17 protein-coding genes are annotated in these 17,395 nt (G+C 46.5%); 2 read left to right on the forward strand and 15 right to left on the reverse strand.

The window, feature by feature from the left end; translation table 11 throughout:
* Positions 1-57: 57 nt before the first annotated feature.
* Positions 58-837, forward strand: a complete 780-nt coding sequence (surE, locus tag N186_RS01590) for a 5'/3'-nucleotidase SurE (RefSeq protein WP_148681963.1) — start codon at positions 58-60, stop codon at positions 835-837.
* 13 nt (positions 838-850) lie between these two features.
* Positions 851-2,194 carry an FAD-dependent oxidoreductase gene (locus tag N186_RS01595; RefSeq protein ID WP_020962023.1) on the forward strand — a complete coding sequence of 448 codons (1,344 nt, stop codon included), beginning with the start codon at positions 851-853 and terminating at the stop codon, positions 2,192-2,194.
* Positions 2,195-2,204: 10 nt separating this feature from the next.
* Here the strand turns inward: N186_RS01595 and N186_RS01600 are convergent, their stop codons facing one another.
* The 15 genes from N186_RS01600 to N186_RS01665 form a co-directional block, all read right to left on the reverse strand.
* Positions 2,205-2,759: a hypothetical protein gene (locus N186_RS01600; RefSeq protein WP_020962024.1), complete on the reverse strand. Its 555-nt coding sequence runs from the start codon at positions 2,757-2,759 to the stop codon at positions 2,205-2,207.
* A gap of 25 nt (positions 2,760-2,784) precedes the next feature.
* Entirely contained in the window at positions 2,785-3,777 is a 993-nt protein-coding gene (locus N186_RS01605; RefSeq protein WP_020962025.1) for an oligopeptide/dipeptide ABC transporter ATP-binding protein, read from the reverse strand.
* 5 nt (positions 3,778-3,782) lie between these two features.
* Positions 3,783-4,751: an ABC transporter ATP-binding protein gene (locus N186_RS01610; RefSeq protein ID WP_052885615.1), complete on the reverse strand. Its 969-nt coding sequence runs from the start codon at positions 4,749-4,751 to the stop codon at positions 3,783-3,785.
* 11 nt (positions 4,752-4,762) lie between these two features.
* Entirely contained in the window at positions 4,763-6,190 is a 1,428-nt protein-coding gene (locus N186_RS01615; RefSeq protein ID WP_240366746.1) for an ABC transporter permease, read from the reverse strand.
* Between the two features lie 12 nt (positions 6,191-6,202).
* The gene (locus N186_RS01620) at positions 6,203-7,267 is read right to left on the reverse strand and encodes an ABC transporter permease (RefSeq protein WP_020962028.1); all 1,065 of its coding nucleotides are present in this window, start codon (positions 7,265-7,267) and stop codon (positions 6,203-6,205) included.
* A gap of 112 nt (positions 7,268-7,379) precedes the next feature.
* Entirely contained in the window at positions 7,380-10,073 is a 2,694-nt protein-coding gene (locus N186_RS01625; RefSeq protein ID WP_020962029.1) for an ABC transporter substrate-binding protein, read from the reverse strand.
* Positions 10,074-10,245: 172 nt separating this feature from the next.
* Positions 10,246-10,665 (reverse strand): Lrp/AsnC family transcriptional regulator, encoded by a 420-nt coding sequence (locus N186_RS01630; protein ID WP_020962030.1) that lies wholly within the window; start codon positions 10,663-10,665, stop codon positions 10,246-10,248.
* A gap of 133 nt (positions 10,666-10,798) precedes the next feature.
* On the reverse strand, positions 10,799-12,229 hold the full coding sequence (locus N186_RS01635) for a delta-60 repeat domain-containing protein (protein ID WP_020962031.1): 1,431 nt from the start codon (positions 12,227-12,229) through the stop codon (positions 10,799-10,801).
* Positions 12,230-12,267: 38 nt separating this feature from the next.
* Positions 12,268-12,882, reverse strand: a complete 615-nt coding sequence (locus tag N186_RS01640) for a restriction endonuclease (protein ID WP_020962032.1) — start codon at positions 12,880-12,882, stop codon at positions 12,268-12,270.
* Complete coding sequence (locus tag N186_RS01645; RefSeq protein ID WP_020962033.1) at positions 12,875-13,936, reverse strand: phosphoadenosine phosphosulfate reductase family protein; 1,062 nt, start codon at positions 13,934-13,936, stop codon at positions 12,875-12,877. The genes N186_RS01640 and N186_RS01645 overlap by 8 nt, the downstream gene beginning before the upstream one ends.
* 21 nt (positions 13,937-13,957) lie before the next feature.
* Entirely contained in the window at positions 13,958-14,602 is a 645-nt protein-coding gene (locus tag N186_RS01650; RefSeq protein WP_020962034.1) for an MBL fold metallo-hydrolase, read from the reverse strand.
* A gap of 40 nt (positions 14,603-14,642) precedes the next feature.
* Positions 14,643-14,954, reverse strand: coding sequence for an acyl-CoA carboxylase biotin carboxyl carrier protein subunit (locus N186_RS01655; protein ID WP_020962035.1), 312 nt, complete (start codon positions 14,952-14,954; stop codon positions 14,643-14,645).
* Between the two features lie 56 nt (positions 14,955-15,010).
* Positions 15,011-15,178, reverse strand: coding sequence for a hypothetical protein (locus N186_RS09650; RefSeq protein ID WP_187147038.1), 168 nt, complete (start codon positions 15,176-15,178; stop codon positions 15,011-15,013).
* A gap of 8 nt (positions 15,179-15,186) precedes the next feature.
* Positions 15,187-16,728 carry an acyl-CoA carboxylase subunit beta gene (locus N186_RS01660; protein WP_020962037.1) on the reverse strand — a complete coding sequence of 514 codons (1,542 nt, stop codon included), beginning with the start codon at positions 16,726-16,728 and terminating at the stop codon, positions 15,187-15,189.
* A gap of 19 nt (positions 16,729-16,747) precedes the next feature.
* Positions 16,748-17,314, reverse strand: a complete 567-nt coding sequence (locus N186_RS01665; protein ID WP_020962038.1) for a 5-oxoprolinase subunit C family protein — start codon at positions 17,312-17,314, stop codon at positions 16,748-16,750.
* Positions 17,315-17,395: the final 81 nt, after the last annotated feature.

Raw genomic sequence — 17,395 nt, forward strand, 5'->3', positions numbered from 1 at the left:
TGTAGACATTGACTATGTTGGCGCCAAGTTTTCATATCCCCCGTTTCATTCTAGGCTGTGGACAATAAACGTATCGTGCTGGTTAACGACGACGGCCCCGAAAGCCCAGGCTTATTGGCCCTAGCTGGAGTTCTAAGAAATGCTGGACACGACGTATTCATTGCTACTACTTCGACCCAGAAGAGTGGTTCTTCAAAATCAGTTTCTTTTGAGGTACGTTATTCTTTGGGGGAGCTCAACGGCTATAAAGCGTTGATTGTTGATGGGACGCCAGCCAGTGCTGTTACAATAGCGCTAACAGTCCTGAGGGTGCCGGCCGACATAATCATTAGCGGTATAAATCTTGGACCCAATCTGGGTCTATGGGATATACTATCTTCGGGAACAGTTGGAGCAGTATTAGAGGGGGCCTTGTTTGGAAAGCCCGGTGTAGCTGTCTCACTTGTAGCAGAGAATAGCTCAAAATACGAAAAACTCGGCTTTACTGAATATGAAAATGCCGCCGGCGTCCTGTTAAGGATCCTTGATTTTCTAGAGTGGAGTTTTCCATGTGATGCTCTGAACATAAATATACCCTTGGAGAGAAGTGGAGAAGTAAAGGTAACTATACCCGAGAGAACTCCCCCCAGAAACCTTTACATGTGCAAAGATAATGCATGTAGAATGGGTCATTGGAGTCTAGACAATAGCTATCCCTGTGTAGACAGTATTAGCGATATATGTGCAGTTAAAAATGGAGCAATATCTGTTACGCCGCTCTTTATAGATTCATTCGGAAAAAGAGGCATGGATATAGTTGAGAAGCTTCAAAACTTATTTTTAAATAAGAGATTCTAAATGGTGAAGCTGTATGACAGAAAAAGTAGACGTAGCCATAATTGGTGGAGGCCCCGCTGGGATGACAGCTGCTTCAAGGATAAAGAGAATTAACCCAAAGCTGAGGGTAGTTGTTTTCGAGAGAAGCAACTATGTGAGTTATGCCCCATGCGGATTACCCTATTACCTGGGAGGAATCGTCAAGGAATTGGACCAGCTAGTTCATTACCCGTTGCGGGTTTTCACCGAGGAAAGAGGAATAGAAGTACACATTAAGACTACTGTTACTGAGCTTGGCCCCGGATACTTGAAGGCGAGAAACAGTGATGGAGAGAAAACATATGAGTGGAATAAGCTCTTAATAGCAACGGGCGCAAGACCAAAGATTCCCAAGGTAGACGGCATCAATTTGCCAGGAGTTTTTACTCTGAGAATTCTAGAAGACGGCGAATCGGCAAGAAAATACCTTCAAAACGTAAACACGGTCGCAATCGTGGGTGGCGGATACATCGGCCTGGAGCTCGCCGAAAACCTGAAAAACTTGGGTAAAAAAGTCCTACTGTTTGAGCTTTTGCCCCATGTTTTGCCCGCTGTGGACCCAGATATAGCCGTCCAAATCGAGAAGGAACTCGTAAGTAACGGGGTTGAGCTTCACCTAGGGGAGGGCCTAAAGGCTATCCACGGAAAGGAAAGAGTTGAAAGTCTAGAAACCACAAATGGAGAATACAAAGTGGAAGCAGTATTCATTGCTACTGGTATCGCTCCTGAAACAAGCCTCGGCGAGATGCTTGGAGTCAAGAAGGGTGCCACAGGTGCTCTCAGTGTAGACAAGGCTATGCGTACAAATGTCGAAAATGTATTTGCCGCTGGAGACGTCGCTGAAGCCATAAACCTTGTAACAGGAAAGCCAGACTGGTTCCCGCTCGCGCCAGTAGCGAACAAGATGGGCTATGTAGCCGGTGCGACAATGTCTGGCATAGACGCGGAGTTTCCAGGCGCAGTTGGAACGTCTGTTACGAGGGTTTTTGGTCTCGAGGTGGGGAGAACAGGACTGACAGAAGAAAGGGCAAGGAGGGAAGGCTTCGAGCCTGTTTCAGCCACTATCACAAGTAATACTAAAGCCTCATATATCCCGGGAGCCGGACAAGTCACAGTAAAGCTAATCGCGGACGCCAAGACCGGCCGCTTGTTAGGAGGACAAATCGTGGGCAAAGACATCCTCGCAAGGATAAATACCCTTGCGACACTACTAGCCATGGGGGCAAAGGTAGAGGATGCATTCTTCGCGGATCTAGGATATGCACCACCCTTTGCCCCTGTATGGGACCCACTAATAGTGGCAGCGAGAGTGCTAATGGGAAAAATCAAGGGTCAATAACAAACGGGCCTCAATACGTATAGCCAGGTTCAGTTGTATTTTCTTTTGTATTTTGTTTCTGCTCGAGCTTTTTCTTTGCTAGATACTCGTAGAGACCCCCAGTTAAGAGAGACATACCCAGAATAGAAGTAAACATCCCAAAAAGTGTAAGTACATCTGTCACGTTCCTGTCAAATCTAGCGTAATAAAGCGAAATATCAAGCCTGCTTCTACACGTGGCACAGGTCGATTCAGCCTGAACCCTGTATGGGCTCTCAGGCAATATAATCCATCCGCTCGAGTTTCTCGAGGCGTCTTCAAGATATAGACCTCCAATAAGGATATCTCTGTCATTGTAGAAGGAAATATTTAGATTGACGTGTCTGTCGCCGGTAATAGAAATGTTGTAGTAGACTTTTTCAGCTATGTTGTGGCCGAGCAAAGAACCATTTATATTGTGGTCTGGCAGGGAGATGTGTAAAGTCGTCCTCGTACTTGGCGACGCAAGGTAAGATACATAGAGAGATGAAAAAAGACCTAAAGCCAAAAAAACGAATCCCAAAGAGATAAATAACTTGTACTTCATCACGTGGATAAGAAAAATCCTGGATTTAAGCCTTTGCTCCTGCGTATAGCCAGCACTTTACAAAGTGTTTGGGCTCAACCTCTACTTCTGGGGGTTCCTCGGTTCTGCACTTGCTTGATGCAAAGGGGCATCTAGGAGCAAACCTGCATCCAGGAGGCGGGTTGACTAGGCTTGGAGGTTCGCCGGGAGGAACTTCTCTAAATTTCTTCCTATTTTCTGGGTCCGGGTCGGGAATAGCCGAGAGGAGTGCACGGGTGTATGGATGCAGTGGGTTTTGCAACAGTGTCTTCGTGGGAGCTCTTTCAATTAATTGTGCAGCATACATTATAAAGATCCACTCGCTGAAGTATCTGGTAGTTGAGAGGTCGTGGGTTATGTAGATGAAGCTGATGTTCCTCTTTTCCTGCATCTCCCGCATCAAAGTTAAGATCTCCACCCTAACAGAGGCATCGAGCATCGAGACAGGCTCGTCTGCAACTACTAGGCTTGGCCTAAGTATCAGTGCACGGGCTATTGCGACCCTCTGGAGCTGGCCACCGCTAAGCATATGTGGATACTTGAATGCAAAGTCCTCTACAGGGGTAAGCCTAACCTCCTCAAGGGCTTTAAAGACCATTTCTGCCCTCTCTTCCTTGGTGCCTACTTTGTGTATTATTAGGGGCTCTTCCAGTATCCTATAGATATTCATGAAGGATGGCATCGCTCCATATGGATCCTGCTGAACCAGACCCGTTTCGCGCTTAAACCACATTAGATCCTTTTCTGGTGTATGCGTTATGTCTTTCCCCTTGAAAATTAGTTTCCCATCCGTAGGCTCATACAATCTCAGAACTGTTTTTCCAAGCGTAGTCTTGCCGCTTCCAGACTCTCCTACGACAGAGACCGCTTCGCCAGTGCCTAGTTCAAAGGTGACTCCATCAAGGGCTTTTACCTGGGCGGTTGCGCCAAACAAACCTCTACGTATGGTGAACCATTTCCTGAGGTTCTCAACCTTCAATACTATCCTGTCTTCGCTCATGGTTTTCACCTCTTACCCTCATGATAAAGCCAGCACCTAACAATATTTCCACTTTTTATCTCGTATGGGGGCGGACTCTCTTTCAGGCACTTCTCGAAGGCATATGGGCACCTTGGATTAAATCTGCATCCCTGAGGCGGATTTATTAGGCTCGGTGGGGCTCCTGGTATAAATTCGAGCTTCTTGTCTGTTCTGAGTGTGGGCACGCTTGCCATGAGCTTCTCGGCGTAGGGGTGCTTCGGCCTGTAGTAGAACTCGTCGGCGTCGCTTATCTCGACTATCTCGCCTGCATACATTACTGCAACGCGGTCGGCCAGTTCGCTTGTTACTGCTATGTCGTGCGTAATAAAGATGTAGCTGAGTCCAAGCTCGTTCTTGATCTTCTTTAAGAGGTTGATTATGTTTGCCTGCGTAATCACGTCCAGCGCGGAGGTCGGCTCGTCCAGGATAATTATTTCTGGGTGGGTTATAAGCGCCATAGCAATGACTGCTCTCTGCTTCATTCCACCGCTAAGCTCGAACGGGTAGCGGTCGGCAAAAGATTCATGTATACCTACAAGCCTCAGGTACTTTTTGGCTTCTGCCAACGCGTCTTCCCTCGAAACATTGTTGTGGATCATAAGTGGCTCTGCGACTTGGAAGCCCACCTTTAAGACTGGATTGAGAGAGTTCTGTGCCCCCTGAAAAACCATGGAGATTTTTCTCCACCTGATGAGCCTGCGAAACATCTCGTCGCTAAGCTTCATCACGTCGTTTCCATCAATCAATATCTCGCCGCTATACGTGTGGACGTTTCTGGGCAGGAGGCGTATAAGTGCCTTGGCAAGTGAACTTTTGCCACAGCCGGACTCGCCTACAATGGCAAGGGTCTCTCCCTTCTTAAGGTCGAAGCTTACATTGTCAACCGCCTTGACCACGCCCTTCCTGGTCGTGAAGTAAAGCCTTAGGTTTTTAACGGTCAACACGGTACTCACATTTTTCACCTCTACATTTCCCTTAACCTTGGGTTAACTATCCTATCGAGTGCAAAGCCGAGAAATGCAAACGCGAATGCAGTCAGCATGAGTAGTATTGATGGCTCCAGGACCCAGTAGTAGTAGCCACGGTAAAGCGCGCCTGCATTCTGCGCATCGTTGAGAATCTTGCCCCATGTGGGTAGGAACGGGTCGCCTAGACCGAGGAAAGAGAGCGCTGCTTCTAGGAAAACGTATCCTGGAACTGCTGAGATTAGGCCTGGAACTATTGGCGGCAGTATCTTGGGAATAATATAGAGGAAGATTATGCGAAGGTTAGAGGCTCCATAGGTCTTTGCTGCCTCTATGTATGGATACTCCTTGAGTGATAATACAAGTGCCCTTGTGCTCTTAATGTTGGGACCGAAAATACTAAGCACGATAACGGCTGCTAGTATCACCCAGATGTCCAACTTGTAGAAGGCGGCTATGAGTATAAGGAATTGTAGGAATGGTAAAATTAAGTATATTTCAGTGATCCTCTGAATGGCGCTGTCAATTATGCCTCCGTACCATGCACCAATAGTGGCAATTATGAGTTGCAGAAGTGAGGTTACAAGCGAAGCGGTGAGTCCAAAAGCTAGCGCGATAGGAGTGCCCCACAATAGTGCTATTTCTAGGGGACGCCTCAGATGATCTGTACCAGCTGGCCCATAAACCTTGCCATACACTACGACACGTGCATCGAGATCTGAATCCTCGCCAAAGCATGTGGCCTCAATGGTTAGCCTGTAAACCCCCTTCTCAACATCTAGAGTGCCCTTTTCGAGGCCTTCAGCTGTATCCTTGCCAAAAGTAAGCTCCAGTGGCGACAATTTCTCGGATATATTGATTTTCCCATATTTTGAAACATAGTGGCTTAGAAGTGTATTCAAAACATCGTTGCTAATGGAGTAGTATAGGGTATCGTTGGGAGCTTTAAGTGCGAACCTGGGAAATTCAATTGTGTCACCGCCAGGTTTTTTAAGCGTGATTTTTACTAATGGTGGGTCTTTTTGGTACTTCGCATAGAAAAAGATGTTCATCTCGGATGGAAAATCGTCATAGTTAAATTCGAATAGATAATTGATGGTTACTAGTTTCATGTTTGTACCTGCTACAGGTGTGACCGCTTTTGACACGCCAAAGGTAGCAGTTTTAGAGTCAAGAATTATTGTTCTGGGAAGTTTCTTACCTACAAATATTTCCCACCATTCTGGCAGTGCATTTCTCGGATTATTGAGCCAGATGCCTTCTGCCCCCCTCCAGAGCTTGATTGCCTGGTCGTATGGTAACGCTACCATCGCATATATAGAGAGCCCTATCAGAAAAACAAGAATAGCAATACCTAGGACGCCGGACTTGTAAGTGAGCAGTTCCTTTATGGTCGCTTTTATCCCAGACTCCATTCGTTTCGACATGTCTCCACCCACCTATGCGAAACCAGCCTTTATACGTGGATCAATAAACGCATACACAATGTCGAGTATCAGGACAGTAGCAGCTAGGAGATAAGCATAGATAACGGTTATTCCCACCAGCACTGGGGTATCAAAGCTCTGTATCGCTTGCCACGTGACAAGCCCAAGTCCAGGCCACTGGAAAACAGTCTCAGTAATTGTGGCTCCGCCCCATGAACCTATCAAAGATAACGCGAAGCTTGTAATTATGGGTGGCAGAGATGGCCTGAGAATATACCGTGTTTCTATTAGTCTGGGAGGCAACCCTTTAGCCTTTGCGGCCTCAACGTAGTCCTCTGTAGAGAATATCAAGAAAAATGTCCTCGTACCATAAACGCCTAAGAAGAAGCCTGAAATGATCCAGGAAGCCATGGGGAGAATCATGTGTTTCAGAACACTTAGCGCGTAGGACACAGGGTCAGGTGGCGGGGGGACGTCTACTAGGCCGCCCGGTGGCAAGAGATGGAGCCAGGTGTAGAAGATAAGTATAAGGAATATTCCGTAAAACCAGCCGGGAAGAGTAGACGTTGGAGATAAGGCAACAACTAGCCTATCAAAGAAACTGTTATAGTGGCGGGAAAGGTAGAGCCCCAGAAATAGATGTATGAAAAAGTTAAGCACAGTCACAGTTGTAAAGAGGAGCACAGTATTTGGCAATCTCTCGAGAATTATATTGCGGACAAACCTAGACCCGCTATCGCTCACCATAAATAAGGCTCTACCCAGATCCAGCGTTAAGGCATTTTTGAGGTAGATAAGGCTCCTCTCGAGAAATGGTCTATCATATCCTAGCCTTTTTACCTCGTTTTCAAACATTTGCCTAATGAGCTTGTCCTTTTCGGGACCTGGCAACGACCTATACTGTGGATTTCTATTCACAGTCTCAGTTATTTGAGTGTAAAGGTCGCCTAGAATGAATTCATCAATCTTGCCGCCCATGTTTGCAACAATAATGGTAAGGTAGATGGCTACAACTACTGTTAAATAGATAGCTATGGCACGGATAGCTATGTACTTTAGCAAATTCTTTGAAACCATAGCAATTACGAGTCTAAACAGATAATTAAATATTTTTCCATAAATAAATAAGCAGTTAGATCTAGAAAAAATAAAAACAAAAAAAGGTTAATTTTTGTTGTGAATACTCGATTTATTGTCCAGTGCTGGCCTTACTGGTTTCTTTTGGCTTGCGCATTGCCAGGAAGACAGCAACGAGAGCTATGATCAAGCTGATGACCGAGACCGCGAGGACCATGTTGACTGTGCCCTGGAGTGCCGAGACACTGTTTGCAAGGTCAGAGACTTTGCCTCTAACTTCGGTTACACCTGACTCTACACCAGCAATTCTCGACTCTAGCTGGCTCCTGATTCCTGCTACCATTGTCTGGAAGTATGCTATCTGTGGAATGACTGTGAAGGGCGTCTCCTTGATTGCTGGCGTGGCTACGTCTTTGCTTAGTGCTATCACCATGATCTTGTAGGAGCCAGGCGTCAGCTTTCCTGTGTCTTCTGGGCTAAGCTTTGCCTGCCAGGTGCCTTCTGCGGATGGTGTTGCTACGCCTTTAGCGAGGACGTTTCCAGCTGGATCCATTACTAGGAATTTCACGAAGTCCATGCGGCTGTTGGGGTACGGCTGACCCTTATAGGAGATCTTGATAGTGAAAGTTGCGTCAAGCCCAGGTACAACGTTGTCTGGCGGCTGTATTGCAAGTTCAGGTATTGGTGGAGAGCTTAGCCAGGCCCACCTGTCGGACTTGTCTGGGTAGTTCCTGTTGGCCTTAAGCACAGCTACATGGGCGTTGAAGTCTGCTGTGTCTAGGTAGTATGGTCCGTCTCCTACCCAGAAGTGTTTGTGCTGGGTGTACCATGTTTTGAGTGCGTTGTATCTTGCTTTTGCATCGTCTACTGTGGTGTACTTGCTGAGGAAGTCTTTGAATGGAATGTATCCCTCGGCTATGCTCTCGTCAAGCATCTTTGAAAGCACTTCTAGGCTTGGGCCTCCAATGTAGTTCATCCACTCGACACCCATTTTGTCTGCCTTGTCAGCGCTGAATGCCAGCTTTCCTTTCTCCTCGGCCCTGATACCAATAGCGTATGCGTGCCACGGGAAGTTAGCCCATCCAGCAAAGTTTGAAACTACGAGCTCAACGTCGGGGCTGGTGTAGTTTACGTAGTACTCGATTACGAGTGGAGAGGTGCTGACGAATCTCTGTGCTATGAAGTACTGTCTCCAGGCCTGGAAGCTTGGTACAGCCGCCTCGTCGTATAGCGGGCTACTTGGATCTACCCTTGCAAATGTCAGCGGCCACCCTATGACCCAGTCAGCCATACTCATCGTTGTCCCATCGTGGTACTTAATCTTCCCAATAACGTCGCCATAGTTGACGACAATCTTGAACTGTGCAACTTTTACGCCTGCCTCTCCGGCTGTGATGACCTTGTTTGCCTTTACGTCGTAAGAGTACCAGGCGTCTGCTGGGACTTCTACTTTGTCCACGAAGGTGAGCTTGCACCAGTCACTCGAGCTTGTTGTCGGTGTTCCCTTGAGCGCGTACACCTCTGCGCTAACAGCTCTCTCTGGCAGAGGCAGCCCTGTGTAGGGGCTTGTTAGGAATGCATACCCTAAGGTAGCTGTTACCAGTATGTTGTCGTAGACCCAGTTTGACCCGGCTACTGGGTTCCATGGCTCGACTAGGACTTCTCTCATTAGCGCATTTACAGAGCCTCCAGCCTTATCGACGTACCTGAGAGTTCTTAGAGCTATTGGGTTGCTGAATCCTCCAGAGAGGTCGGCCGCTAAGTCTACTTTAGCGCTGTAGATGTATGGGCTTATTTGGTCAACGAGCCATACCCTGACGGAGTCCTTTAAAGCCAAGGTAACTGCTTTTGCCATTAGTTCTTGCCTTTCCTCGATTGTTTTGTATTGTCCATTCCAGAGCCTTGTAGCTACATCCATGAATACTGGGTCAGGCTTGTAGGCCTGCCAGAGTGGCTCGGGGCGTCCCAGCGGTGTATAGAAGTATCCAAAGTTGCTACTGTCGTCCCTGCTCACAGCAGTGGTTATCCATCCACCTGTGTAGATGTGCCACTGTCCATCGGCTGGGTTTCCACGTATCCATATCGGGCTTGCCTCTCTAGAGGTTTTGTACATCCTTTCAACTGTGAAGCCGAGTTTCTCTAGCTGGTCGGACACGTAGTCTCCTATTTGCCTCCTCTGATCTTCTACCCTTATCAAGAACTTGATTACGACTGGTTCTCCCTTGTAGTACCATTTGCCGTCTTTATAGGTTGCTCCCATTTTGGCCATTTCCTCGAATATTATCTCTTTGCCTTTCTCAAAGTTGTAGCTGTACTGTGCTTCTAGGAGCTTTACTGTGTCTGCGAGTTTTGCATATTCTGGGAACTGTGAAACTAGCGGCAAATACTTGGGAACTGCGAAGCCGAGCATTATCTCGTTTACAATGTAGTTTCTGTCAATGATGTAGTTCATTGCTTCCCTTATTCTCGGGTTGCTGAATGGGTTGAGTTTGCCTGTCTTCGGGAACTCTGGTCCAACAGGGTTAAATGTTAGCTCGAAGTATAGACCGAATGCATACTTGTATTTTATGTTGGGGTCTGTTTTTAGCTTCTGGGCTATTGACGCGTCTACACGGACGTCGCTGAAGTAGACCTGTGCGTCTCCCTTGTCGATCATGTCTATAACTTTTGCCGGATCCGACTCCTTTGAGAAAGCTACTTGGTCTACCCATGGTCCCTGGAGGGGCTGTGGCTGTGCGTTTAGGAGTGGAGCAATGAGAGCTACGAGGAAGATGGCTACAAGTAGTAATGAAAGTTTGTTTTTCATGGTTTGTCGATTATTTTTTGTATCTATGTCTATATAAAGCTTGCTCTGGATTTTGCTGGAAAAGATTCTGGGTATTATTTCTGCTTACTAATTTGACATAGATATAGCTTTAAATACGAATTATATCATATAAAAACATTTCTGAAAAACTTTTATAAGAAAGGGTGTTTCTCTACTTGAGTTTTTCAAGGATTATTGCTGGGCAGACCCTTTTTACGCCTGGTATTTTTCCTATGTCTTCTATTATCTGAGTCAGGTGCTTGTTGTCTTTTGCCCATGCCTCGAGCATAAGCATGTGGTCTCCTGTCGTCAAGTAAACCTTATAGGCATATTCTTTTGATGCCAGCTGTGTCGAGACGTCTAGTATTTTTTCTGGCTCCGTGTCTATGCCTATGAGTGCTACGTGTTTGAAGCCCAGCTTTGTGGGGTCTACCTCTATTGTATATTTCCTTATTACTCCCTCTTTTTCGAGCTTCTTGAGTCTCTTTTTTATTGCTACGTCTGTCATGCCCAGCTTTTTGGCTAGATGTGTAAGCGGCGCTCTGCTGTTTTCTATGAGTTCGTTTACCAGTACGATGTCTTTCTCGTCCATTTTTGTCCCTGTTTGGAGAGTAAACTTTGGTGTCTATTAAACTTTTAGAAATGTTCAAATTTTTTAACGAGGTATCTTTGTTTTCGCCAGGATGATTAGAAGATCCTTTGTGTTCGTTTCTTTAAGGTTTTGTCTATTTTTTCCTTCTTATCTCGTAGAATAAAAGGAAAAATACAACTACTACGGGGACAAAGACTAGTAGAAGCATGTTTCTTTCTATCAGTTTTACCAATTCTCTTAGTATGTCGATTTTTTTCTCATATTGCTGGGTTTCGATGTGGAAGTCTGCAGTGGCTAGGTTTATTTTTTTGAGTGGCTGTACTAGTGTAGCTATGTAGAGTTGTGGTTTTTCTCTTGTCTTTGTTACTGAATATGTTGCTCTCCAGCCGTGCAACGTGGAGAAGTAAGCTGGTGCATATTTCTTGAAGTCGAGAAAATGTATTGTTATTGTTGAGCAGTTTTTGTCTAGGCATAATGCTTTCTTCTCTTCGGTGATTGTAACAAGTATGTTGCCCGCCTGGATCGCAAATCCATTATAGTGGGTTTTGAGTGGTGTAGGGGTTCCAAGGCTAGAATTTACAATGTAAATTGTTTGTGGCATTGTGTTCCAGTAGGCTTGTTGTGGATAGCTTAATAGAAGGGTGTAGATTTTTTCCTCCTCAAGCTCTCCGTATAGAGTTACAATATATGAATCGTTGAATGTTGACGCAGAGATGGCATACATGTTTCTGTAGCCAGGAACTGCTTCCAAGTATTGTATTCCCCCGACATCTGAGACCTTGGCGATAAAGGCATCTGGGGTTCCGTCTCCACCGACTGTTGTTCCAACGAGAATTATAGACCCATCTCTCGCCAATAAAGCGTCTTCTAGGTTTTCTCGCCCCGCGCCTCCAACCGCCATGTCGCCTAATAGCTTGAGGTCAGGTGTAAGTCTTGCTATGAGTATGTCGCTCTGTGAGACGTTGTAAGCATAGGTGTCTCCTGCTATAACTATGGTTTTCCCGTCGAAAAGCATCCTTTTTGGATAGTCGTCGAAAGCTTCGCTTCCAAAGACTATAGAGTCAATGATTTTTTCTGTTGTAATGTTGTACCTGATTACTATGATGTCTGATTCGCTGACTGGTCTGTAGCGGTAAATGTAGCCAGAGATATAGAGCGTGTCGTTAAGGGGTAATAGGTCAACACCGAAGAGAGGCAAGTCCGCATAAATTAGTATGATTCTTGGCTCTTCCCCCGGAGAAACATCGACAAGGAGAATAGCTGGAAACTCATAGATATATATTGTTCCAACGTAGAAGAATTTTTTGCAACATTCAGCCGCGTTCACTATGTATCCAGGCATTTGACCAAGGTATGCCGCTCTCCATTCGCCACTGGTTATTCCAAAAAACGGGAAGCTGTTTTCATAGGTTTTGACTGTTCCTCCGAAGAGTATTGTGTTGTTTTCAATATTTGAGAAGAATATTTCTGGTGCTTGTTGCTCGGCTGGCTGGAGGAGCAAAGGTTGCTGTGGCAAGGTTAATACGAATAACAAGAACAGCAAGAGAAATTTATGTTTCTCCATTTCCTCCCGTGTTGTGAATGAGCATAAAGTATATAAAGCTATTGGGACAAGAGGAGTAACTTGGACTGTAGTCTGAGTAGACGGTAGGGGGATGTCTTTGTTATTGCTCCTTTTTCTTTGAGCTTGCTGATTCTTTGTCCGAGCTCCTGTTTGGAGACACCTAGTTTGTCTGCGGCTTCCTCGAATGTGTTCGAGTTTGCCAGTGCTCTGACTGTTGCTAGCTCTTCTTCACTAAGGGGGCTAGTTGGCGTGGGAAATAGTTTTTCTAGTGTGAGATATACTGTTTCTTCCACTATTTGCATTATTTCCTCGGTGTCTATGAGGTGGAAATAGTCTGGGATGAGTAGAACCTCTATTCCTAGTTCCCTAGCCGTGATTCTGGCCGCTTCGTCGGAGAATCCCCTGGCAACTATGAGTGGTTTTCCTCCGGCTAGCTTCGCATTGGTGTATGCTTGCCGGATGTCCGTGACGGAGATTTTTCCTGACTTTACTTCTACGTAGTATGTTTCTCCTTCCTTCTTTGCTACGAGGTCTATCTCCGCTATGGGTCTCCCGTCTACAATAAGAGTGTGTCTGGTCTTTTCCACTGTGTAGCCTTCTAGCTCTAGTATGAGCTGTGCAAGCATTTCCACCCATAGTCCTTTGCTAGCCACGGCTGGCCACCCATAGGCTTGAGAACATTTCTCGAGCTTGGTCCAGTGTGAGCTTTTCGCTGTGTAGAGTTTCCTTTTCTTCTTGTAGCCTCAGCTTTGCCACTGATGGGGTGAAGCGCCATAGATGATAGGTAAGGAATTCTTCTAGTGTTGACACTTGTGAATAGTATTCTCTATATGTCCTTGCTAGGATCGAGTCTATGGTTCCCTCGTCTTCTACTTCGTGTTTCTCGGACAGCTTGAGCTCGTATAGGCCCCTGTAGGGACAGAATCTACAGCTAACCCTCGGCAAGCCCTGGATGTAGTGGGGGTGGACGAGGCCTTCTTTTTTCAGTAATTCTGCTATCTCGGTTATTGTCAGGTCGTGTACGAGGTTTATTACTCCCCCATTAAGGTAGATGCCCTTATTTGCTAGGCTGGACAGACGCTCGTATCTTTTGCCGGCCTCAAGCGCCCTCTCTGCCTTAGCTTCTATTTCTGCTTTTATCTTCTTTTTTACTTCTCTAAGGCTCCGTGTTTTAAGGTATGTGCACCATCTGTCTCCCCTCTTCGGGAGCCCCTGGGTAGCCATATAGTAGAGTAGCTTGTTTTTGTCCGGCGTGGTTGTTTCGAGGGGGACATCTAGTTTTGAGGCTATCTTCTCCACGAAGCTGTAGTTCTCGGTGGGCTCTAGTAGGGGCATGTGGATGTATACAGCTGTAAGCTTGAAGCTGACTTTTTCTCTCAGCTTTGTCAGAAGGATTAGGTTAGCTGTGCTGTCTTTTCCGCCGCTGAGGTCTGCCATTATGTGTTTTCCTTCGATGTTCTTGCCGTACTTTGCAAGAATGTAGTTAATTCTTTCGTCTACGTTGTCGAAGCGTTTCGCGAGACTCTCGTTTGTGGGCGGCTCGTATACGGCATTATAGAATGGCCCATTTCCAGTATAGAGTGAGCCAGAGTCGTTAGACCAAAGAAATATCTTTGCCACGTCTCCATGTGTGTATTCGACGAAGTCCGAGAAGGTCCTAACATAGCCTACAAGCTGGCCAGAATTGAAAACGGGGTATCTCTCCATCACGGAGGCTTCACTTTTGCTCTAGATTATTTCTACACGGACCTTGCCTGCGAGCTTTTTCGCAAAGTTTTCGGCATCGTTCTTGTTGCCGACTATTGCTCCATAGTGCATTGGTATCGCTATTTCCGGCATGATTGTTTCTGCGGCCTTAACGGCCTCGTTCCAGTCCATTACGTAGGTGCCACTCACTGGTAAGAGTGCTACCTGGACTTTTCCTCTCAGGTTAGACATTTCTGGGATGAGGTCTGTGTCGCCGGCATGATATATTGCTACTCCACCTATCCTGACCACTACGCCTATCCCCCTATACTCTTTGGGATGGAACCTTTTCCCAATGTTATATGCTGGAACCGCCTCGATTGCAACGTTCCTGACCTCTATCTTGTCTCCGGGGTTGAGGAGCTTGTATTCTAGTCCAAGCTGTTTCACCTTCGCCATGCAGTTTGTGCTTGCGATGATGACGGTGTCTTTTTTGGCCACCTTTTTCACGTCATCGGGACTGCAGTGGTCATAGTGGTCGTGTGTGCAGATAACTATGTCGGCGTCATGGGGCTCTGAGGATATCTGGAAAGGGTCGATGTAGATGGTTGTGTTGTGGCCTGTTATTTTGAAGGACGCGTGTAAAAAGTGTGTGATGGTTATTCCTTTGTATTCTATTGTACCCATGTTAACATTTTAGACTTGCCAGAAATTTATTCTTTGCGTGTCAAACAATTTTTAGTATGGGCTGTCCCTGTTTCACGACGTCTCCTTCTTTAACATATATCTCGGCAACTGTTCCCTCAAGGTTGGATTTGACTTCGATGAGTGTCTTCATTGCCTCGATTTTTGCAATTACGTCTCCCTTGGAGACTTTTTGCCCCTGAGAAACGACTATCTGGTTAATTTTTCCCGTGATGGGGGCGATTATTGTGTCTTTGGCTGTCGGCTGAGCTTCGACTTTCTTTATTACGCCTGTCTGGAAGACAGATAAGACTGTTTGTAGGGAAGGCTCTCCTTCTGGTACTTCTACTTCCACCTCGTATGCTTCTCCTTCAAATATTACTAGGAACTTTTTTCTCGTAGGCGACCACCTTAGTATGCAGCTAAAATGTCCTGCTCAGATATGTCAATGTAATATCCTATTCTCCAAGCGTTGAATGCAGCTTCCCGCTGGAGTAGGGTGTGTTTGGTTCTTCTCTTCTTTGTCTCTAGGTAGGCTATGACGGCCGCTAGTATGATTGCCCTCCTGTTTGGCTCCATCTTGATCACTATACTGGAGGTATTCCATGTTTACGTGGCGGCCTAGCATGTTTCTCTCTTTTGTCCCTCAGGAAAGCCAGCGCCTTGAATATGTATCCTCTTGTTTCCCGCGGCAGGATAACGTCGTCGACGTATCCCCTTGAAGCTGCAAAGAATGGGGTAGTGATTTCTCTGCGGTACTTTTCTGCAAACTCTTTTGCTAGCTCTTCTGGATTTTGTGCTTTTTCAAGTTCCTTTTTGTATATGATCTCTATGGCTTCCTTGGGACCCATGACTGCTATTTCTGCAGTGGGCCATGCTAATACATAGTCTGCACCTAGATGCCTGCTTGACATAGCTATGTAGGCTCCACCGTAAGCCTTACGCATAATGACGGTTATCTTGGGAACCGTAGCTTCGGAATATGCATAGATGATTTTAGCTCCGTGCCTTATGACGCCTCCATGCTCCTGGAATGTTCCGGGCAGGAAGCCTGGGACATCTACCAGCGTGACTATTGGAAAATTGAATGCGTCACAAAACATGACGAACCTAGAGATCTTGTCTGCAGAATCTATGTCTAGGCTTCCAGCGGCAACCGCCGGCTGGTTAGCCACGACACAGACAGGGCACCCCCCGAGCCTCGCGAATCCTACAACGGCGTTTGTTGCAAAAAGCGCATGGACCTCCAAGAATGAGCCTTTGTCGAATATCTTGTCGATTACCTCTTTGACGTCATACGGTTTTAGCGGGTCTTCTGGGACAATGCTATCTAGCTGTGGGTCTTCCCTGAACGGGTCATCTCCTGTATCGATGCAGGGAGGATCCTCTGTGTTGTTGCTTGGCAGGTAGCTTAGGAGCGTCTTTATGATTTCTATTGCGTGGTCGTCGTTTTCTGCCAGGAAGTGGGCTACCCCGCTTTTTGTTGCATGTACCTCCGCGCCTCCTAGCTCTTCAAATGTGACCTCCTCCCCTATAGATGCTTTGACAACTTTTGGCCCAGTAATGAACATGTAGCTCTTCCTTGTCATTATAATGAAGTCTGCAAGGGCCGGAGAGTATACCGCGCCTCCTGCGGCTGGTCCCATTATTGCTACTATTTGGGGGACTACTCCGCTTGCTAACACGTTTCTGTAAAAGATCTCGCCATAGCCCTTAAGCGAGTCGACGCCTTCCTGTATCCTTGCTCCACCCGAATCATTGAGACCTATGAGCGGGACCCCGAGCTTGAGTGCTAGCTCTATTGTTCTGGCAATTTTTGATGCATGCATTTCTCCAACGCTTCCACCCATGAAGCTGAAGTCCTGTGCATACACAGCTATCTTACGTCCATTTACTGTCCCTAGACCAGCCAGGACGCCGTCGCCATAGGCTTTCTTTGTTTCCATTCCGAAGCCTGTCGCCCTGTGAGTTATGTAGCGGTGAAGGGGTATAAAGGAGTCTTTGTCCAGCAACTTTTCTAGCCTTTCGTGGGCTGAGAGGCGGCCCTGCTCGTGGATTTTCTTTAAGAAGTCTTCGGGAGGCCTTAGCGTCTGCATTCTCTTATCTAGAATATCTGGAAAACTCGACATTGCACCTACCTCGACCTATTTATTCGAGTTCAAGAACCCACGCCTCAAATTCCCCTCCGCTAACCCTTATCTTGACTAGCTCGGCTCCACGTTGAACCGCGTCTGATACAAGGGATAAATGTCTCTGCAACTTTGAAACGGCCTCCAGCCAGTCTCCATTGGGTGCACGTAGACCCTGTGGAACTTTTAGAGCGGCGAGAATCTTGTCGGGAACGCTGTTCGGGTTGACTGTTGTAAGTGTAGTTCCCGGATTCAGCGGCTGTAGTGAGCTGGTTGGAATGACTAGGCCCTTGATAGCTAGGTAAGCTGTCTCGCTGGTTTTAACTGTTAGGGTGTTTTGTGCTGTGCCTGTCCTCCAGGATTCCATTTGCTTGTCATCGGCTAGAATCTCTGCTTTGCCTGTGGTGCCGAAGACTACCTTTTCCTGTAGTTCGAGGGTTATTGATCCTTGACGTATCTCGATTACTGGAGCCGTCGGCGGGTTAAATACTAGGAGGTTTGCTGATGCATGGAGGTATTTGTCTACGGATGATAGTGGATTAGGTGAGATATAGGACCTGTGGGATGAACGTATGACGATCGTCATCTGGAGCGCACCTGTTTTTTGTTGTAAATTGTTTGTGGTATAAAACGGTTGTGCAATTTTTGTTAAACAATTGTCGAAAGC

This window comes from Thermofilum adornatum, assembly GCF_000446015.1.
In the GTDB taxonomy this organism is placed as follows: Archaea; Thermoproteota; Thermoprotei; order Thermofilales; family Thermofilaceae; genus Thermofilum; species Thermofilum adornatum.

Bases quoted from the DNA above. Each gene is read 5' to 3' on its own strand.
- N186_RS01600 (WP_020962024.1), bottom strand. From the start codon at position 2,759: ATGAAGTACAAGTTATTTATCTCTTTGGGATTCGTTTTTTTGGCTTTA.
- N186_RS01630 (WP_020962030.1), bottom strand. From the start codon at position 10,665: ATGGACGAGAAAGACATCGTACTGGTAAACGAACTCATAGAAAACAGC.
- N186_RS09650 (WP_187147038.1), bottom strand. From the start codon at position 15,178: ATGGAGCCAAACAGGAGGGCAATCATACTAGCGGCCGTCATAGCCTAC.
- N186_RS01635 (WP_020962031.1), bottom strand. From the start codon at position 12,229: ATGGAGAAACATAAATTTCTCTTGCTGTTCTTGTTATTCGTATTAACC.
- N186_RS01625 (WP_020962029.1), bottom strand. From the start codon at position 10,073: ATGAAAAACAAACTTTCATTACTACTTGTAGCCATCTTCCTCGTAGCT.
- N186_RS01595 (WP_020962023.1), top strand. From the start codon at position 851: ATGACAGAAAAAGTAGACGTAGCCATAATTGGTGGAGGCCCCGCTGGG.
- N186_RS01615 (WP_240366746.1), bottom strand. From the start codon at position 6,190: ATGTCGAAACGAATGGAGTCTGGGATAAAAGCGACCATAAAGGAACTG.
- N186_RS01620 (WP_020962028.1), bottom strand. From the start codon at position 7,267: ATGGTTTCAAAGAATTTGCTAAAGTACATAGCTATCCGTGCCATAGCT.
- N186_RS01645 (WP_020962033.1), bottom strand. From the start codon at position 13,936: ATGGAGAGATACCCCGTTTTCAATTCTGGCCAGCTTGTAGGCTATGTT.
- N186_RS01660 (WP_020962037.1), bottom strand. From the start codon at position 16,728: ATGTCGAGTTTTCCAGATATTCTAGATAAGAGAATGCAGACGCTAAGG.
- N186_RS01650 (WP_020962034.1), bottom strand. From the start codon at position 14,602: ATGGGTACAATAGAATACAAAGGAATAACCATCACACACTTTTTACAC.
- N186_RS01665 (WP_020962038.1), bottom strand. From the start codon at position 17,314: ATGACGATCGTCATACGTTCATCCCACAGGTCCTATATCTCACCTAAT.
- N186_RS01605 (WP_020962025.1), bottom strand. From the start codon at position 3,777: ATGAGCGAAGACAGGATAGTATTGAAGGTTGAGAACCTCAGGAAATGG.